The sequence below is a fragment of the Knoellia aerolata DSM 18566 genome, from assembly GCF_000768695.1.
Lineage (GTDB): Bacteria > Actinomycetota > Actinomycetes > Actinomycetales > Dermatophilaceae > Knoellia > Knoellia aerolata.
In genome coordinates, this window is the sequence record NZ_AVPL01000003.1 from 1 (window position 1) to 18,019 (window position 18,019).

Here is an 18,019-nt window from a genome sequence, read left to right on the forward strand (position 1 = left end):
GGCCACGAGCCCCGCCCCGCCCGCGCCCGGCCCCGCGCCCGCTGCCGTGTCCCCGGTCGCGCGCCCTTCGCTCGCGGCACTCACCGCCGCCACCGACCCCTCACCCCAGCTCGAGGAGACACCATGAACCGCACGCGCACCACGCTGGTCGCACTCATCGCCGGGGCCGGCCTGGCGCTCGGCGCCTGCGCGCCCGGGAGCTCCAACGACAGCTCCGGGGAGTCCTCGGGACCCGCCCCGGGAGCGGTCAAGACCGACGCCGCCTCGCTCGGTGACGTCACCCTGACGGTCTGGGACCAGGAGGTGCGCGGCGGCCAGGAGAAACAGATGGCGACGCTCAACGCCGACTTCCAGAAGAAGTACCCCAACATCACGATCAAGCGCGTCTCACGCTCGTTCGACGACCTCGTCAAGACGCTGCGGCTCGCGCTCACCGGCGCCGACGCCCCCGACGTCGTCCAGGCCAACAACACCCGGTCGCAGATGGGGGAGTTCGTCAAGGCCGGGCAGCTCGTCAACCTCGACCCGTACGCCGCGGCCTACGGGTGGGACAAGCGCTACCCGCAGTCGGTGCGCAACGTCGCGTCGTACTCGCCAGACGGCAAGACCTTCGGCTCGGGCTCCCTCTTCGGCATGCCGCAGGTCGGCGAGGTCGTCGGCATCTTCTACAACGACGCCAAGCTCAAGACGCTCGGCCTCACCCCGCCGAAGACGTGGGCCGAGTTCGACGCGGCGCTCGCGACCGCGAAGACCAAGGGCGAGGTCCCGCTCGTCCTCGGCAACCTCGAGAAGTGGCCGGCGGGACACGTCTTCGGCGTCGTCCAGGGCCGTTTCACCAAGGCGGACGAGATCCGCAAGCTCGGCTTCGGCCAGCCCGGCGCCAGCTGGGTGACACCCGAGAACACGAAGGCAGCGACGACCCTCGTCTCCTACGTGGACAAGGGGTACTTCAACGCTGGCTTCAACGGGCAGGACTACGACCCGGCGTGGCAGAACTTCAGCAAGGGTCAGGGCCTCTTCCTCATCGCCGGATCGTGGCTGCAGGCCGACCTCTCCGCGGCGATGAAGACGGACGTGAAGTTCATGCTCCCGCCGGCGCCCGAGGCCGGTGGCTCCCCGGTGACGACCGGTGGTTCGGGTCTGCCGTTCGCGATCACGCAGAAGGCGAAGAACAAGGACGCCGCCGCGGCATACGTCAACTTCATCACCAGTCCCGAGGCGATGAAGGTGCTCGCCGACAACGGCAACCTCCCCGTCGTCGAGACCGCCGCGCAGAAGGCCCCGGACGCGCTCGGGACCGACGTGTTCACGGCGTTCGGCGCCGTCTCCGAGGACGACGGGCTCGTGCCCTACCTCGACTGGGCGACCCCGACGATGGGTGACACCCTCGGCGCGACCCTCCAGGACCTCCTCGCCAAGAAGGTCACCCCGGACAAGGCCCTCGAGACGCTGCAGAAGGACTACGGCGACTTCACCGCCCAGTGATGGCCGCCCGCGCCCGGCCCGCCGGCCCGCCGGGGGAGCCCCGGCGCATCGGCTACCTCTACGTCCTGCCGGCCTTCCTCGTGTATGCCGCGTTCGCCCTCTACCCGCTGCTCAAGGCCGTCTACCTGTCCCTCTTCGACTGGGACGGGTTGACGGTCGGCACGTGGGTGGGCCTGTCGAACTACCAGGCGGTGCTCACCGACGAGCGGCTGCGGGGAGCGTTCGCGCACGCCCTCGTCCTCATGGTGTTCTTCGCCGTGATCCCGCTCGTCGTCGGGCTCGTCCTCGCGTCGGTCCTGCACCGGGCGAGCGTGCGGGGACTCGGCTTCTTCCGCACCGTGGTCTTCCTGCCGCAGGTCGTGGCCATGGTCGTCATCGCCGTGGCGTGGCGCCGGATCTACGCGCCTGACGGGACCATCAACTCGGTGCTCACCGCCGTGGGGCTGGAGTCGTGGACGCGGGGATGGCTGGGGGAGTACGCGTTCGCGCTGCCCGCGGTCGGTCTCATCGGCACGTGGTTCGAGAGCGGGCTCGTCACGGTCCTGCTGCTCGCGGGGATGGCACGCATCCCGCGGGACCTCTTCGAGGCGGCGCGGCTCGACGGCGCCGGTGCGGTGCGCGAGTTCTTCGCGGTGACCCTGCCCTCCGTGCGCGGGGAGATCGCCGTTGCCCTGACGCTCACCGTCATCGCGGCGCTCAAGACCTTCGACCTCATCTACATGACGACGTCGGGCGGGCCGGGGTACACGACCACGGTGCCGAGCTACGAGGTCTACCGGCAGGCCTTCGAGCTCGGCCAGGTCGGGCTCGCCTGCACGATCGGCGTCTGCCTCACGGTCGTCATCTTCGCGATCAGCTTCGTCATCACCCGGGTCGGCGACAGGGTGGAGGGCTGATGCGCGTCTCGCGCTCGGAGCGGACGACGAACTACGTCATCCTCACGGCCTTCGCCGTCTTCGCGGTCTACCCCATCCTCAGCATCGTCGTGGCCGGGCTGCAGCCGGACGCCGCGGCGCCGGGTGGGCTGGGCAACCTCGCGCAGGCGTGGGAGATCGGTCGCTTCGGCAGCTACCTGCGCACGAGCGTCCTCGTGTCGGCGTTCGTCGTCTCGGTGAGCACCGTGCTGTCGATCCTCGCGGGGTTCGCGTTCGGCACGATGCGGTTCCGGGGAGCCGACGCGCTCTTCTACCTCATGCTCATCGGGATCATGATGCCCGCGGAGGCGATCGTCGTCCCGTTGTTCTTCGACCTGCGCGCGGTGGGCCTCACCGACACCTTCTGGGCCATCGCCCTGCCGCAGGTGGCCCAGTCGGTGGCCTTCGGCACCTTCTGGCTGCGGGCAGCCTTCCGGTCGAGCTCGCGCTCGGTCGTCGAGGCGGCCCGACTCGACGGCGCCTCGACCGGTCGCATCCTGTGGCAGGTGCTGGTCCCGCTGGCGCGGCCCGCGATCGTCACCCTCGTCGTCCTCACGTTCATGTGGACGTGGAACGAGTTCCTCATCCCGCTCGTCATGGTGCCGACGAACGAGGCGCTGCGCACGGCCCCGCTCGGCCTCGGCTTCTTCTCGGGCCAGTACACCCAGGGCTACGCCCTCCTCGCCGCAGGGGCGACGATCGTCGCCCTCCCCGTGGTCGTCGTCTACCTCTTCCTGCAGCGGCACTTCATCGCGGGGATGCTCGAGGGCGCGGTCAAGGACTGACGCGGCGGCGCCAGTCGGGCCAGCGGCTACGGTGCTGTCTGTGCCCAAGGACCTCAGGCTGCCCTTCGACCCCATCGCCCGCGCGGGTGAGCTGTGGCGGGCGAGATGGGGCGAGTCGAGCCAGTCCGGGGCGATGGTCACCGCGACGTCGATCATGCGGGTCCAGCAGCTGCTCCTCGGCGAGTTCGACGCCATCGCCGGGCGCCACGGGCTGACCTTCGCGCGCTATGAGGCTCTGGTCCTGCTCGCCTTCAGCCGTGAGGGCCGGCTCTCGATGGGGCGGATCGGCGAGCGCCTCATGGTGCACCCCACGAGCGCCACTCACATCGTCCAGCGGCTCGCGGCCCAGGGCTTCGTCGACCGCGTCGCCAACCCCGACGACCGCCGCGGGGCCCTCGCTGTGATCACCGACACCGGCCGGGAGGCGATGGAGGCGACCACGGCCGACCTCGAGGCCGCGCAGTTCGGGCTCGGGATGCTGTCGAGCGAGGACCAGGGGAGGCTGTTCTCCCTGCTCAGGGACGTGCGGGTGGCGGCCGACGACTTCGTCGAGGACCCGGGAACCGGCGGGCGCTGACCCGCGCACAGGTGCGGCTGGCACGCTCGGTCGACCGGGACGCGACGGACCGCGATTTGGCCCCGGCCGCCCTCCTTTGTCATGGTGGAAGCAGTCCGTGACCGAAACGAGACCTTTCGTCACGTCCCCCTGGACCAACAAAAGGACCCCTGCATGCCCACGCTCGCCAAGCGGGTCGTTGGTGCCCTCCTCGCCCTCCTGGGCCTGGTCGTCACCGTCATCGGCCTCTGGTACGCCGTCCACCTCGGTGGCAGCGGAACCGCGACCTTCTCCTCCTCTCCCTCGGGCACCGCCCCGGTGCTCGTCCCCCAGACCGTGCTCAACCGGGTCGACGGCGTCGTCACGGTGACGGCCACGCCGCGCCGTGGCGGGACCGTCTGGCTCGCTGCCACCACCCCGTCCGACGCCGAGGCCGTCCTCGGCGCGACCGCCCACACGACCGTCACCGGTGTCGACACCCGCCCGTGGGAGCTGCTGAGCACGACGGCCGGCACCGGCGCCGCCCCGGCCCTCTCCGGCACCGATGTGTGGCGCAACACCGAGACCGGCACCGGCGCCGTCTCGATGACCATCGAGCAGGCCAACGCACCCGAGTCGGTCATCGCCCAGGCGACCGTCGGCCAGATCGAGACGATCGAGCTCACCTGGGAGCGCAAGTCCTGGTTCGTCCAGTCCGTCATCGCCGCCCTCGTCGGCCTGTTCCTGCTGCTGAGCGGACTCAGCCTGCTCTGGAGCTCGCGTGGCACCCGTCGCCGTGACGGTGACCCCGCCGACGAGGACGCAGCCGAGGTCGAGCCGGAACCCCAGCCGGTCCCGCGCCCGGCGATCCCCGAGCAGGAGAACGCATGAACCGCCGCACCTTCACCACGACCCTCGTCGCGCTGACCGCCGCCGTGAGCCTCACCGGCTGCGGCGTGGGTGACAGCATCGTCGGCCTGCGGGATGCCCCCGCCGAGCGGACCGACACCGCCCCCCTCAACGTCGACGGCGCCGAGAAGGTCGCCGCCCGCGTGCTCGACGCCGCCACCGCGGCCCGCGGCGCCGCGGGTGCAGCGGCCGCCAAGGCCCAGCCGGCCGCGCTTGCCGGTGCCGCGTTGTCCCAGGCGCAGGCGGCCACCAAGCTCGGCGCGGTCAGCGCCTCGGACCCGCTCCAGCGGGCCAGCGACCCCCAGGTCGTCGCGATCTCGCGCGGTAGCGCGTGGCCGCGGGCGATCCTCGTCGGCACGCTCGACCAGGCCAGCAGGACCCAGACCCTGCACGTCCTCATGTCGTCGGCGGCCGCCGACCCGTTCAAGGTCCACGCCTCCGTCCCGATGCTGCCGGGCACGAGCGTTCCGGCCATGGGCGACCTCGCCACGGGTGCACCGCTCGTCTCTGCGACGGACAAGGCAGGGGCGCCGCTGTCCCCGGCGGAGGCCCTCGCCGCGTATGCCGTGGGGCTCAACCACCCCAAGCCGGTCCCCTCCAAGGCCGTCGCCACCACGGATGCCTACGCCACCGCGCTGCGCACGTCCACGGCGGCGCAGGTCAAGGCGCTGGGGAGCCTGGCCTACTTCAGCCAGAGGCACGCCCCGGTGGCCAAGCACACCATCGCCTTCCGCCTGGCGGACGGCGGAACGGTGACCTTCGGGCAGCTCACCCGCCGGGACGTCATCTCGACGAGCCCCGCGGCCCAGTCGCTCACCATCCCGGCGAACTACAGCAAGCTCGTGGGCAAGACGACGGCGACGAACAACATCGTCATCGACAGCCTCGAGAGCGTCGTCATGGTCGTCCCCGCCACGGGGCCCGCCACCACCGTGGGCGCCGACGAGCAGATCGTCGCCGGCTCGGCCACGTAGGCCCTGCCTCCGAGCCCGAGCCCGAGCCCGAGCCCGAGCCGGAGACCGAGCCCGTCCTCGACCCGGCCGCCCGCCCTCCGGCGCGCGGCCGGGTCCGCGTTTGAGAGGATCAGGCCATGAGCTCCACCCCGACACCTCCCGCGGGCATCCGCGGCGCCATCGACCTGTCCGCCCTCAGCGCGAAGCCCGGCCCTGCGGCGAGCGCCCCCGCCCCGACACCCGGTGTCGCGGCGGGTGGCGCCGATGCGTCGCCGCTGCCGCAGGGCCTGCTCGTCGAGGTCACCGACGCGACCTTCTCCGAGGTGATGAACCGCACGCTCCAGGTGCCGGCCGTCCTCGTCCTCTGGTCCTCGGCGCACGAGCAGACCGTGGGGCTCGCCGAGCGGGTGGCCGGTGTCGCCGCCGGGCTCGAGGGCCGGGTCTTCGTCGTCTCCGCCGACGTCCAGACCTCCCCGGGCATCCTCCAGGCGTTCCAGCCGGTCATCGTCCAGGCGTTCGGGCAGCTCACCGTCCCGGTGACGTTCGGCCTCCTCCAGGGCCAGCCCGTGCCGCTCTTCCCGGGGCTGCCGCCGAACGAGGAGATCAAGGCCGTGCTCGACCAGCTCGTCCAGGCCGCCGTGCAGAACGGCGTCACCGGTCGCGTCGAGCTCGGGCCCGCCAGTGCCGCGGGCGCGGACGCTGACGCCGCGATGCCGGCCCTCCCGCCCCTGCACGAGGAGGCCTACGACGCGATCGAGCGCGGGGACTTCGCCGCCGCCGTGACGGCATACGAGAAGGCGCTCGCCGCCGACCCCAAGGACCACGACGCGGAGCTCGGTCTGGCGCAGGTACGGCTGATGCAGCGCACGACCGGTGTCGACCCGCAGGCGGTCCGGGCCGCGGCCGCGGCCGCGCCCGAGGACGTCGACGCCCAGATCGCGGTCGCGGACCTCGACGTGCTCGGCGGTCACGTCGCCGACGCGTTCACGCGTCTCATCGACACCGTCAGGGCGACCGAGGGTGCGGATCGCGACCGGGCCCGCACGCACCTGCTCGAGCTGTTCAGCGTCGTCGGCAACCACGACGAGCGTGTGCGCAAGGGTCGCACCGCTCTCATGAACGCCCTCTTCTGAGGTGCCGCCCAAGCTGCTCGACGACCACGTCCGCTTCCGGTTCACCGGGGCGGGCGACGTCGTCTCCGTCCACCTCGACTGCGACCCCGTCATCCCCGGCGAGCGCGAGCTCACCCGCGTCGAGGGGACGTGGGAGCTCGCGCTCCCGCGACCCGATCTCCAGCGCATCGAGTACCGCTTCACCGTTGCCCGCACCGTCGCCGACGCCGCCGTCACCGAGACCATCCTCGACCCCGACAACCCCGTGACCGTCGAGACCGCGTTCGGCTCGCGTTCCGTGATGGAGATGCCGGGGTATGCCGTCCCGTCCTGGCTGTCGGCACCTGCCGTCCCGGGTGGGTTCACCCCGATGATCCTCGAGGGCGAGACCACGCACGAGGTGCCGGTGACCGTGTGGGAACCGGACGGGACCGCGGGGCAGGCCCTGCCGCTGCTGCTCGTCCACGACGGCCCCGAGTACGACCAGCTGGCCTCGATCACCCAGTTCTCCGCGGCCAAGATCGCGTCGGGTGAGCTGCCTCCCCACCGGGTGGCGCTCGCTCACCCGGTCCTGCGAGACGCGTGGTACTCCGGCTCGCCCAAGTACCTCAGGACCATTGCGCAACAGGGCCTGTGGCGTCTCCACGAGCACGCTCCCATCTCCGGGCCGGTGGTCGTCATGGGCGCCAGCCTCGGTGGGCTGACCGCGCTTCTCGTGGGCATGCTCGACGCCGACGAGATCGGCGGGGTGTTCTCGCAGTCGGGGTCCTTCTTCCAGGCCAGGCACGACGGCCAGGAGAGCTCCTACAAGTACTTCGGGCGGATCTCGCGCCGCGTCCAGGAGATCATCGACACCCGTGAGGCGACCCGCCCACTGCGCATCGGCCTCACCTGCGGGTCACTCGAGGAGAACGCCGCCAACAACCGCGACATGGCTGCCGCGCTGCGGCGCGCGGGTCACCACGTCACTCACGTGGAGGTGCCCGACCTGCACAACTACACCGCGTGGCGCGACGCGCTGGACCCCCATCTCACCCAGGTGTTGCGCGACCTGTGGGGGGACGCGCAAGGATAGGGCGCATGCCGCACGCCGAGGTCAGACTCCCGGTGCCGGGCCACGACGCCGAGCTCACCGTGGTGCGGCACGGCCACTACGGTCGGCCGTTGCTCGCGTTCCCGAGCGAGGGAGGCAGCGCCGCGGACTTCGAGGGCCAGGGAATGCTCGACGCCGTGCGCGACCTCGTCGACGACGGCCGGGTCAGCGTCTTCGCGGTCGACGCGATGGACGGCTTCACCTGGTCCGACACCACGATCCCGACCGACGAGCGGGCGGCGCGTCACGGGACCTACCAGGCCTGGCTCGACCAGGCGGTCGTGCCGTGGATCGCCGAGCAGAGCGGCGGCTCCCTCGACCTGATGACCTTCGGGGTCTCGCTCGGGGCGTACCACGCGGTGCAGTTCGCCTTCCAGCGCGCCGACGTCGCCACCCTGGCCATGGGGTTCTCCGGCAACTACGACCCGACCACGTGGAACTCGTGGGGTGACGTCGGTGACGCGACCTACTTCGCCAACCCGGCGGCATACGTGAGCAACCTGCACGGCGACCACCTCGAGTGGCTCCGATCGCGGCTGTCGGTCCTGCTCGTCGTGGGGGAGGGGCCGTTCGAGGTCTCTCCGACGCAGTCGCTGCCGTCCACCCGTGCGTTCGCGCACCTGTTGGAGCAGAAGGGAATTCGCCACGAGCTCGACGTCTGGGGCCAGGAGAGCGCGCACGACTGGCCGTGGTGGCAGCGACAGCTCGCGCACCACCTCCCCCGTTTCGTCTGACCCGTCCGACCGCTCGCAGCACCCGACGAAGGGATCTTCATGGCAGCGCAGACCGACCACCTCATCGGCCTCCTTCTCGGAGCGGAGGACGACTGGCCCACCGCGTTCGAGGCCCTGGCCCGCCGTCTCGGGGTGATCCGCACACCTGATGGGCTGGACCACCGGGTGAGCACCGAGCGGATGTCGATCGAGCCGTTCAACCTGCGCGACCGGCCGCGCCAGGACCTCGTCATCGACCGGCTCGCGCACTGGTACTACCACCCGCGCGAGTGGCTCAAGAAGGCCTCGCTCATGGACGACGTGTACCTGCTCAACAGCCCGTTCACGTTCCAGTCGATGGAGAAGCACTCCGCCTACTGCGCGCTGATGCGCCTCGGGATGCACGTCCCCGACACCGTGCTCGTGCCCTACAAGAACCCCGTCGACAACGCCCGCTGGGCGTACACGTCGAGCCGCTACAACCGCGGCTTCGACCTTGACGCCATCGCCGACCAGGTCGGGTACCCGATGTTCATGAAGCCGTTCGACGGCGGCGCGTGGCGCGGGGTCTCGATGATCAAGGACCGCGAGGCGCTGCACCGGGCCTACGACGAGTCCGGCGAGATGCTCATGCACCTGCAGAAGGCGGTCGACGGCTTCGAGGTCTTCGCCCGCGCCCTGACGATCGGGCCCGAGACGATGGTGATGAAGTTCCAGCCGGACGAGCCGATGCACAACCGGTATGCCGTCGACCACGGCTTCCTCGCCGAGGAGACCGGGCGCGAGACGATCACCATCGCGCAGACCGTCAACGCCTTCTTCCGGTGGGAGTTCAACTCCTGCGAGATGCTCGTCAAGGACGGGGTCGTCTACCCGATCGACTACGCGAACGCCTGTCCCGACGTCGCGGTCACCTCGCTGCACTACTACTTCCCGTTCGCGATGAAGGCGCTGCTGCGGTGGTCGGTCTTCTGCGCCGTCACCGGCCGCAAGGCCCGCACCCAGGTCGACACCGGGCCGTGGTTCGACGTCGCCGACGACCCCGAGCTCGACTACCAGGGCAAGCTCGCCGCCTACCAGGGCCTGTCGGACGAGTACTTCGACACCGACCGGTACGCGGAGTTCTGCTCCACGTCGCTGCCGCACGTCGACGAGATGGTGCACGAGTGGATCGGGTCCGACGAGTTCCGGACGATGCTGCAGACCACGATCCACCAGACGTACCCGCCGCACGAGTGGGAGAAGTTCGAGGGCCACTTCGGCGGTCTCCTCGGCATGTGGCTCAGCGACGAGCAACACCGGCTCTCGTCGAGCGCGCACGCCTGACCCGAACCCGACCCCGACCCTGACCCCCAACGCGAGCCGGTTTCACGCAGCGGCGAGCAGGCTGCGCACCCTCGCGACCAGCGCGGCGGGCCGGGCGAGGTCGCTCCACGTGACCCGCACGACCCGGAACCCCGCGTCGCGCAGGCGTTCCTCGCGCCGCTTCTCCTCCATGAGGGCGCGTCGTCCGTCCAGACCGTCGTACTTCACGGCCCCGTCGAACTCCACGACGACGCGGTCGCCGACGAGCAGGTCGACCCGACCGATGAAGCCCTCGTCGTCGCTGAGCGAGACCTGCGAGCGGACCTCCAGGCCGGCGGCTCGCAGGATGAGGCGCGTGCGCGTCTCGCCGGGAGACTCGCACGCGGGGTCAACCGCTGTGATCGCCGCCCGTGCCTGCCCCGCGCCGTAGCGCAGCCTGCAGTCCTCGAGCGCCGCCACCAGCGTGGCCGACGACGTGAGTCGACGATGGACGGCCGCGTCCATGGCGACCACGCCCGCCTCGAAGCCGCTGGCGGCGGCGGTGAGGACGCACGCGTCGGCGACGCCCACCGCCCGGACCAGCGGGTCCTCGGCGAGCCGGCGCTGGGCCGGGGTGGCCACGTGCACGTGCAGCCCCGCTCGCCTCTTGCTCGTGCCGACCGGTGCGACGACGTCGACCACGTCCTCGTCGACACCGTGGAGCGGGAGCGCGTGCGTCGCCAGGGCGGCGTGGTGGGAGGCGAGCCAGCGCGGGTGGTCGAGGAGGACGCCGCGGACCTCCAGCGCGTAGCGGTCGTGCCGGGCGGTCGCCGCCCACGTCGCCTCGCGCACGTAGATGCCGGGCCGAAGGCGGCGGAGCGCTCCCGAGCGCAGGGTGGCGTCGAGCACGCTGGGCGCCACGTGAGCGGCCAGGGCGAGCGGGCGCGTGACGAGGCCGCGGTGCTCTGCGGCGATCCGGTCGAGGGGCGGGGGCAGGTCACTCAGCTCGTTCATGGACCGAGGGTGCCGCAGTCGGCGTGCGCCGGCCGCGAGTTCTCCACAGGGCTCGGCTCGCGAGCCGGGTGTGACCTCCCGAGCCTCGTCGATGGGGCTCGGGAGACGAGGAGTGGCTCGCGAGCCGGGGTCAGGCACCGAGGGCGGCGCCGACGACGTCCTTGGCCTCGGCCTGGACCTGCGCGAGGTGCTCGGCACCGCGGAAGGACTCGGCGTAGATCTTGTAGACGTCCTCGGTGCCGCTCGGTCGCGCGGCGAACCAGGCGGACTCGGTGACGACCTTGAGGCCGCCGATCGCGGCGCCGTTGCCGGGTGCCTCGGTGAGCTTGGCCGTGATCGGCTCTCCCGCAAGGCTCTCGGCCGTGACGGCGTCGGGCGTGAGCGCGCCGAGTCGGGCCTTCTGCTCCCGGTCGGCGGGGGCGTCGATCCGCGCGTATGCCGGCGTGCCGTGCTTCGCGGTCAGCTCGCCGTAGTGCTGGCTGGGGCTCTTGCCGGTCGTCGCGAGGATCTCGGAGGCGAGCAGCGCGAGGATGATGCCGTCCTTGTCGGTCGTCCACACCGAGCCGTCCATGCGGAGGAACGACGCTCCGGCCGACTCCTCGCCGCCGAACGGACCGGACCCGTCGAGCAGGCCGGGCACGAACCACTTGAAGCCCACGGGGACCTCGACGAGGCGGCGGCCGAGGTCGGCGGCGACGCGGTCGATCATCGAGCTCGACACGAGGGTCTTGCCGACGAAGCCGTCGTCGCGCCACTGCGGGCGGGCGCCGCCGTAGAGGTACTGGATCGCCACCGCGAGGTAGTGGTTGGGGTTCATCAGGCCCGCGTCGGGGGTGACGATGCCGTGCCGGTCGGAGTCGGCGTCGTTGCCCGTCGCGATGTCGTACTCGTCCTTGCGGCGGATGAGTGAGGCCATCGCCGAGGGGGAGGAGCAGTCCATCCGGATCTTGCCGTCCCAGTCGAGCGTCATGAAGCGCCAGGTGGCGTCGACGAGCGGGTTGACGACGGTGAGGTCGAGGCCGTGGCGGTCGGCGATCGCGCCCCAGTAGTCGACGGCCGCGCCGCCCAGAGGGTCGGCGCCGATCCGGATGCCGGCGTCCCTGATCGCGGCGAGGTCCACCACGGACGGGAGGTCGTCGACGTAGGTCCCCATGAAGTCGTAGGTCTGCACGCCGGCCCGCGCCCGGGCGAACGGGATGCGCTTGACGTCGGTGAGACCGCCGCGGATGAGCTCGTTGGCCCGGGACGCGATCGTCTTCGTCGCGTCCGAGTCCGCCGGGCCTCCGTGCGGCGGGTTGTACTTGAAGCCGCCGTCGCTGGGCGGGTTGTGCGACGGGGTGACGACGATGCCGTCGGCGAGACCGGCACCGGCCGGCATACCGTCGACGCCGGTGACCTTGCCACGGTTGGCGACGAGGATCGCGTGCGACACCGCCGGGGTCGGCGTGTAGCGGTCCGCGGAGTCCACGAGCACGGTGACGTCGTTGGCGACGAGCACCTCGAGGGCCGAGGCCCACGCCGGCTCGGACAGTCCGTGGGTGTCGCGCCCGATGAAGAGGGGACCGTCGAAGCCCTGCGAGCGCCGGTAGTCGACGATCGCCTGGGTCGTCGCGAGGATGTGGTCCTCGTTGAACGCCGTCCGCAGCGACGAGCCCCGGTGACCGGACGTGCCGAAGGCGACCTGCTGGTCGACGTCGTCCGGGTCCGGCTTGTCCGTGTAGTACGCCGTGACGAGGTGCGCCACGTCGACGAGGTCGGTGGGCTGGGCGAGCTGGCCGGCACGTTCGTGGGTCATGACCCGACCTCCTCTTCGCTCACGCTCGCATCGAGTGCACGGTCCTGCGCGGGTGCCAGGTAGACGGCGGTGAGACCGGCGAGCCGGACGGTGACGTGGAACGGCTGGTTGTTCCAGCCCTCCTCGACGGCGTCGAAGACCAGGTCAGCCTGGCTCGGCGTGCTGTGCTGGTCGTACCCACTCGTGTCGAGGATGACCCGCCACTGCCCGCCGAAGGGGACACCGACCCGCAGCCACTCCTTGGAGTCGCCACCGAAGTTCACGACGCACGCGACGACGTCGCCCGACTCCCGGGCGGGGTCCTCGATGCGGACGAACGAGTAGGTGTTGCCGCCGTTGTCGTCGGCGTCGAGCCACTCGAACCCGGCCGGCTCGGAGTCGAGGGTCCACAGCGCCGGATGGGCGCGGTAGACGCGGTTGAGCTCCTTGACGAGGTTGTGGACCCGGTAGTGGGCGGGCTGGTCGAGCAGCCACCAGTCGAGGGACTTCCCGTCGGCCCACTCGCTCGGCTGGGCGAACTCGGAGCCCATGAAGACCAACTGCTTCCCGGGGTGGGCCCACATGTACGCGAGGAACGCCCGGACCGTGGCGAGCTGGTCGGTCCGGTTGCCCGGGGCCTTGTTGACGAGCGATCCCTTGCCGTGGACGACCTCGTCGTGGCTGATCGGCAGGACGTAGTTCTCGCTGAACGCGTACATCAGCGCGAAGGTGAGGAGGTGGTGGTGGTACTGGCGGTCGATGGGCCGCTCGCCGAGGTAGCGCAGCGAGTCGTTCATCCAGCCCATGTTCCACTTCAGCCCGAAGCCGAGGCCTCCCTCGCTCGTCGCCTTGGTGACGCCGGGCCAGGAGGTGGACTCCTCGGCGATCGTGACGATGCCGGGTACCCGCTTGTAGGCCGTGGCGTTGGTCTCCTGGAGCAGCCCGATGGCCTCGAGGTTCTCGCGTCCGCCGTGGACGTTGGGGAGCCACTCGCCGTCCTTGCGCGAGTAGTCGAGGTAGAGCATCGAGGCGACCGCGTCGACGCGCAGCCCGTCGATGTGGAACTCCTCGAGCCAGTACAGCGCGTTGGCGACGAGGAAGTTGCGCACCTCGAGCCGGCCGAAGTCGAAGATGTGGGTGCCCCAGTCGGGCTGGTCGCCGCGGCGCGGGTCCGGGTGCTCGTAGAGCGGCAGCCCGTCGAAGCGGGCCAGCGCCCACTCGTCGCGCGGGAAGTGGCCGGGCACCCAGTCGAGGATGACCCCGACCCCGGCCTGGTGCAGCCGGTCGACGAGGTGCTTGAAGTCGTCGGGGGTGCCGAAGCGCGACGTCGGTGCGTAGTAACCGGTCACCTGGTAGCCCCACGACGGGCCGTAGGGGTGCTCCATGACGGGCATGAGCTCGACGTGGGTGAAACCGAGGTCGACGACGTAGTTGACGAGGTGCTCGGCCATCTCGCGGTAGGTCAGGCCCTGCCGCCACGAGCCGAGGTGGACCTCGTAGACGCTCATCGGGCCGGTGTGCGGGTTGCGTGCGCTGCGACTCTCCATCCACGTGGTGTCGGCCCACGTGTGCTCGGCCTCGTCGACGACCGAGCCGGTGCGGGGCGGGAGCTCGGTGCGGCGGGCCATCGGGTCGGCCTTGGTGCGCACGACGTCGTCGGCGCCGCGGATCTCGTACTTGTAGACGTCGCCGGCACCGAGTCCCGGCACGAACAGCTCCCACACGCCGCTGGCCCCGATGAGCCGCATCGGGTGGACTCGGCCGTCCCAGCCGTTGAAGTCACCGACGACGCGCACCGCCTTGGCGCGGGGCGCCCAGACCGCGAACGAGGTGCCGCGCACCGTGCCCATCGGGCCGGTGTACTCGTGCACGCGGGCGCCGAGGACCTTCCAGAGCTCCTCGTGCCGGCCCTCGTTGACGAGGTGGAGGTCCATCTGGCCGAGCGTCGGGGCGAACCGGTAGGGGTCGTCCTGCAGGTGCTCGATGCCGTCGCCCCAGGCGACGAGCAGCCGGTAGTCCATCGTCGCGGTCGCACCGGCGCGCACCGCGGTCCAGACGCCCTCGGCCTCGTGCTCGAGGGTGAGCTCCTCACCGTCCTCGAAGCGCGCGCGCACCGACGAGGCCATGGGGCGCAGGACGCGCACCCTCAGCCCGTCGTCCTCGAGGTGCTGGCCGAGGAGGTCGTGGGGCTGCTGGTGGCGGCCCTGGATGAGGGCGCTGATCGCGCCGCTGACTTCGTGCGCGGGTGTGGGGCTCACTCTGCGTCCTCCTGTGGTGCGGTCGTCGTGGTCTCGAACCCCGATGCCAGGCGCTCGATGGCGGCCAGCGGGATGTCGACCCACGACGGTCGGTTGCGGACTTCGTAGACGACCTCGTACATCGCCTTGTCGAGCTCGAAGGCGGCGAGGAGCGCGGGGCGGCTGCGCGGGTCCTCACCGGAGGTGGCGGCGTAGCCGTCGAGGAAGGCGGACTGGGCGCTGGTCACCCAGTCCCGCGCGGACACGTCCGGCGCGTCGCTCGCGTGCTCGACCGCGCCGCCGGCGTAGTCGAAGCTGCGGAGCATCCCCGCGATGTCGCGGATCCACTGGTCGGGCTGGGTGCGCTCGGAGAGCGGCCGCAGCGGCTCGCCCTCGAAGTCGAGCAGGACCCACCCGCCGTCGGGCGTGTGGAGCACCTGCCCGAGATGGTAGTCGCCATGGATCCGTTGCAGCGCAGGCCAGTTCACGTGCTCGGCGGCGTCGAAGATCGCCGCGACCGCGTCGTCGTGGTCGTGCAGCGCCGCCACCTCGGACCCGGCCGAGGCATAGCGCTCGCGCATGCCGTCGAGGATTTCGCGGACGGTGTCGGTTCCGACGGGCGTGGTGCCGAGGGCGGTCGCGAGCATCGAGTGGACCTCGGCCGTCGCCTCGCCGAGCGCGCGCGCCGGAGCGGTGAAGTCCTCGCCCGAGCGCAGCGCGGCCAGCGCGACGCGCCAGGCGTCCTCGACGCCGGGCAGGAACTCCTGCGCGAAGGCGAAGTGCCCGTATGCCGTGCGCTCACCCTCCGCGCCCGCCTCACCGTCACCGTCCGGCTCGGGCCACTGCCCGGCGACCGACCCGACGACGGCGGGGACCCGACGGGAGCCGGCCTCGACGAGGGCGGACTGGAGGACGACGTCGGGGTTCTCGCCGGCCGACAGCATCCGGAACACCTTGACGATGACCGGGACCGGCTCGCCGGCGGCGTCGACGCAGTCGAGGATGACCGAGGTGTTGGACTGCTCGCCGGAGAGGACCTTGCTGGAGCGGACCGTCACGGCCCGCGTCCACGTGCGTCCCGGCTGCGCGACGACGGTGTCGTCGAAGGCGTCGCTCGCGGCGGTGGACTCGGCGCGCACCCGGCCCTGGACGAGCTCGAGCAGCTGCGCGGCATAAACGGGGTCGTGGGGTGCGTCGTAGACCCAGCGGCGGCCGAGCACCGAGTGCTCCATCACCCCGACGAGCGCATGCTCGAGCTCGGGCACCGGTGCGCCGCGGTAGGTGAGCGGGACCTGGTAGACGACCGGCGCCGGCCCGGAGTCGTCGGAGACGATGAGCGTCTCGACGCCCACCTCGCCGGCGGGGTCGCCGAGCCTCCACGACGCGAGGCGACGCACCGACGGCGAGGTGCCCTTGCCGGCATACCAACGCTGTGAGGCCATCCACGCCTGGACGAGCTCGGGCTTCGTCGGCGTGAGGGTGGCCCCCTTGTGCAGCTCAGCCACGGGTCTCCGCACCGACCCGCAGCCAGAAGAAGTCGCGGCTGCCCATCGTGAAGGTGACCCGCCCGTCCTCGGCGACCCACGGGAAGCCGGCCCCGCCGAAGAGGTCGAACAGCTCGCGCTGGCCCAGCGCCGCGGGCAGCTCGATGGTGCCGGCCTGGGGCTTGTCGGAGAGGTTGTTGACGCAGAGGAGGGTCTCGCCGGGGTGGTCCCGGTCGCCGCCCCAGGCACGTGTGTAGGCGAGGATCGACTCGTTGTCGGTCGAGGCGATGGTGAGGTCCCCGAGCCCGAACGCCGGGTGCAGCCGCCGGACATTGAGCATGCCGCGCAGCCAGTGCAGCAGCGAGTGGCCGGTCGCCATCTGCGCCTCGACGTTGACGCCGTTGTAGTTGTAGACGAGCGAGGAGATCACCGGCAGGTAGAGCTTGCCCGGGTCGGCCGCGGAGAAGCCGGCGTTGCGGTCGGGGGTCCACTGCATCGGCGTGCGCACGGCGTCACGGTCGTTGAGCCAGATGTTGTCGCCCATGCCGATCTCGTCGCCGTAGTAGAGGCACGGCGATCCCGGCAGCGAGAGCACGAGCGCGTGGATGAGCTCGATCTCGGGGCGGGAGTTGTCGAGCAGGGGAGCGAGCCGGCGCCGGATGCCGACGTTGGCGCGCATGCGCGGGTCGGGGGCGTACCAGCCGTACATCACGGCCCGCTGCTCCGGCGTCACCATCTCGAGGGTGAGCTCGTCGTGGTTGCGCAGGAACGTGCCCCACTGGGTGCCCTTGGGGATGTCCGGGGTCGCGGCGAGGACGTCGATGATCGGCTGCGCGGTCTGCTCGCGCAGGGAGTAGTAGAGCATCGGCATCACGGGGAAGTGGAACGCCATCTGGCACTCCGGCGCCTCCTCGGTGCCGAAGTAGTCGACGACGTCGGTCGGCGGCTGGTTCGCCTCGGCGAGCAGGATGCGGCCGGGGTACTCCTCGTCGACCATCTTGCGCAGCCGGGCGAGGAACTCGTGCGTCCGGGGGTGGTTCTCGCCGTTGTGGCCCTCCTCCTCGTAGAGGTAGGGGACGGCGTCGAGGCGGAACCCGTCGATGCCCATGTCCATCCAGAAGCGGACGACCTCGAACATCGCCTCGTGGACGGCGGGGTTCTCGAAGTTGAGGTCCGGCTGGTGCCCGAAGAAGCGGTGCCAGAAGAACTGGCGCCGGATCGGGTCGAAGGTCCAGTTGGAGGTCTCGGTGTCGATGAAGATGATGCGGGCGTCGGTGTACTTGTCGTCGGTGTCGGACCAGACGTAGAAGTCGCCGTACGGCCCCTCGGGGTCGCTGCGCGAGGCCTGGAACCACGCGTGCTGGTCGCTCGTGTGGTTCATGACGAAGTCCGTGATGATCCGGATGCCGCGGGCGTGCGCCTCGGTGACGAGCTGCTGGAACTCCGGCAGCGTCCCGAACTCCGGCAGCACCTGGGTGTAGTCGGCGATGTCGTAGCCGCCGTCGCGCAGCGGGCTGGCGTAGAACGGGGGGAGCCACAGGCAGTCGACGCCGAGCCACTGGAGGTAGTCCAGGCGGTTGATGACGCCCTGGAAGTCGCCGGCGCCGGAGCCGTTGGAGTCTCCGAAGGCCCGCACGAGCACCTCGTAGAAGACGGCGGTCTTGAACCACTCGGGGTCGTGCTTGAGCCCCGGCTGGTGCAGTCCGAGTCCTTGGGTCGCCGTCACG

General features: G+C 71.1%; 15 protein-coding genes. 10 read left to right on the top strand and 5 right to left on the bottom strand.

The window, feature by feature from the left end; translation table 11 throughout:
- Positions 1–123: 123 nt before the first annotated feature.
- The 10 genes from N801_RS02230 to N801_RS02275 all read left to right on the top strand — a co-directional run bounded on the left by N801_RS02230 (position 124) and on the right by N801_RS02275 (position 9,825).
- Positions 124–1,485, top strand: coding sequence for an extracellular solute-binding protein (locus N801_RS02230; protein WP_035932416.1), 1,362 nt, complete (start codon positions 124–126; stop codon positions 1,483–1,485).
- Positions 1,485–2,381, top strand: a complete 897-nt coding sequence (locus tag N801_RS02235; protein WP_035932417.1) for a carbohydrate ABC transporter permease — start codon at positions 1,485–1,487, stop codon at positions 2,379–2,381. Before N801_RS02230 ends, N801_RS02235 begins: the two co-directional genes overlap by 1 nt.
- Positions 2,381–3,184 carry a carbohydrate ABC transporter permease gene (locus tag N801_RS02240; protein ID WP_035932418.1) on the top strand — a complete coding sequence of 268 codons (804 nt, stop codon included), beginning with the start codon at positions 2,381–2,383 and terminating at the stop codon, positions 3,182–3,184. Before N801_RS02235 ends, N801_RS02240 begins: the two co-directional genes overlap by 1 nt.
- 40 nt (positions 3,185–3,224) lie before the next feature.
- Complete coding sequence (locus N801_RS02245; RefSeq protein ID WP_035932588.1) at positions 3,225–3,761, top strand: MarR family winged helix-turn-helix transcriptional regulator; 537 nt, start codon at positions 3,225–3,227, stop codon at positions 3,759–3,761.
- A gap of 153 nt (positions 3,762–3,914) precedes the next feature.
- Positions 3,915–4,610 (top strand): hypothetical protein, encoded by a 696-nt coding sequence (locus N801_RS02250; RefSeq protein ID WP_035932420.1) that lies wholly within the window; start codon positions 3,915–3,917, stop codon positions 4,608–4,610.
- Positions 4,607–5,602 carry a DUF8094 domain-containing protein gene (locus N801_RS02255; protein WP_035932422.1) on the top strand — a complete coding sequence of 332 codons (996 nt, stop codon included), beginning with the start codon at positions 4,607–4,609 and terminating at the stop codon, positions 5,600–5,602. The genes N801_RS02250 and N801_RS02255 overlap by 4 nt, the downstream gene beginning before the upstream one ends.
- Before the next feature lie 116 nt (positions 5,603–5,718).
- The gene (locus tag N801_RS02260; RefSeq protein ID WP_035932425.1) at positions 5,719–6,714 is read left to right on the top strand and encodes a tetratricopeptide repeat protein; all 996 of its coding nucleotides are present in this window, start codon (positions 5,719–5,721) and stop codon (positions 6,712–6,714) included.
- A gap of 1 nt (position 6,715) precedes the next feature.
- Complete coding sequence (locus tag N801_RS19500) at positions 6,716–7,768, top strand: alpha/beta hydrolase (RefSeq protein WP_052112515.1); 1,053 nt, start codon at positions 6,716–6,718, stop codon at positions 7,766–7,768.
- A 5-nt stretch (positions 7,769–7,773) separates the two neighbouring features.
- Complete coding sequence (locus N801_RS02270; protein ID WP_035932427.1) at positions 7,774–8,520, top strand: esterase family protein; 747 nt, start codon at positions 7,774–7,776, stop codon at positions 8,518–8,520.
- Positions 8,521–8,559: 39 nt separating this feature from the next.
- On the top strand, positions 8,560–9,825 hold the full coding sequence (locus tag N801_RS02275; protein WP_035932429.1) for an ATP-grasp domain-containing protein: 1,266 nt from the start codon (positions 8,560–8,562) through the stop codon (positions 9,823–9,825).
- A gap of 42 nt (positions 9,826–9,867) precedes the next feature.
- Here N801_RS02275 and N801_RS19505 read toward each other — a convergent pair whose 3' ends face one another.
- The 5 genes from N801_RS19505 to treS form a co-directional block, all read right to left on the bottom strand.
- On the bottom strand, positions 9,868–10,797 hold the full coding sequence (locus N801_RS19505) for a putative endonuclease domain-containing protein (protein WP_052112516.1): 930 nt from the start codon (positions 10,795–10,797) through the stop codon (positions 9,868–9,870).
- A 130-nt stretch (positions 10,798–10,927) separates the two neighbouring features.
- Entirely contained in the window at positions 10,928–12,592 is a 1,665-nt protein-coding gene (pgm, locus tag N801_RS02285; protein ID WP_035932431.1) for a phosphoglucomutase (alpha-D-glucose-1,6-bisphosphate-dependent), read from the bottom strand.
- Positions 12,589–14,829: a 1,4-alpha-glucan branching protein GlgB gene (gene glgB, locus N801_RS02290; protein WP_052112517.1), complete on the bottom strand. Its 2,241-nt coding sequence runs from the start codon at positions 14,827–14,829 to the stop codon at positions 12,589–12,591. Before glgB ends, pgm begins: the two co-directional genes overlap by 4 nt.
- Complete coding sequence (locus tag N801_RS02295) at positions 14,826–16,313, bottom strand: maltokinase N-terminal cap-like domain-containing protein (protein ID WP_052112518.1); 1,488 nt, start codon at positions 16,311–16,313, stop codon at positions 14,826–14,828. Before N801_RS02295 ends, glgB begins: the two co-directional genes overlap by 4 nt.
- On the bottom strand, positions 16,306–18,018 hold the full coding sequence (treS, locus tag N801_RS02300) for a maltose alpha-D-glucosyltransferase (protein ID WP_035932433.1): 1,713 nt from the start codon (positions 18,016–18,018) through the stop codon (positions 16,306–16,308). The genes N801_RS02295 and treS overlap by 8 nt, the downstream gene beginning before the upstream one ends.
- Position 18,019: the final 1 nt, after the last annotated feature.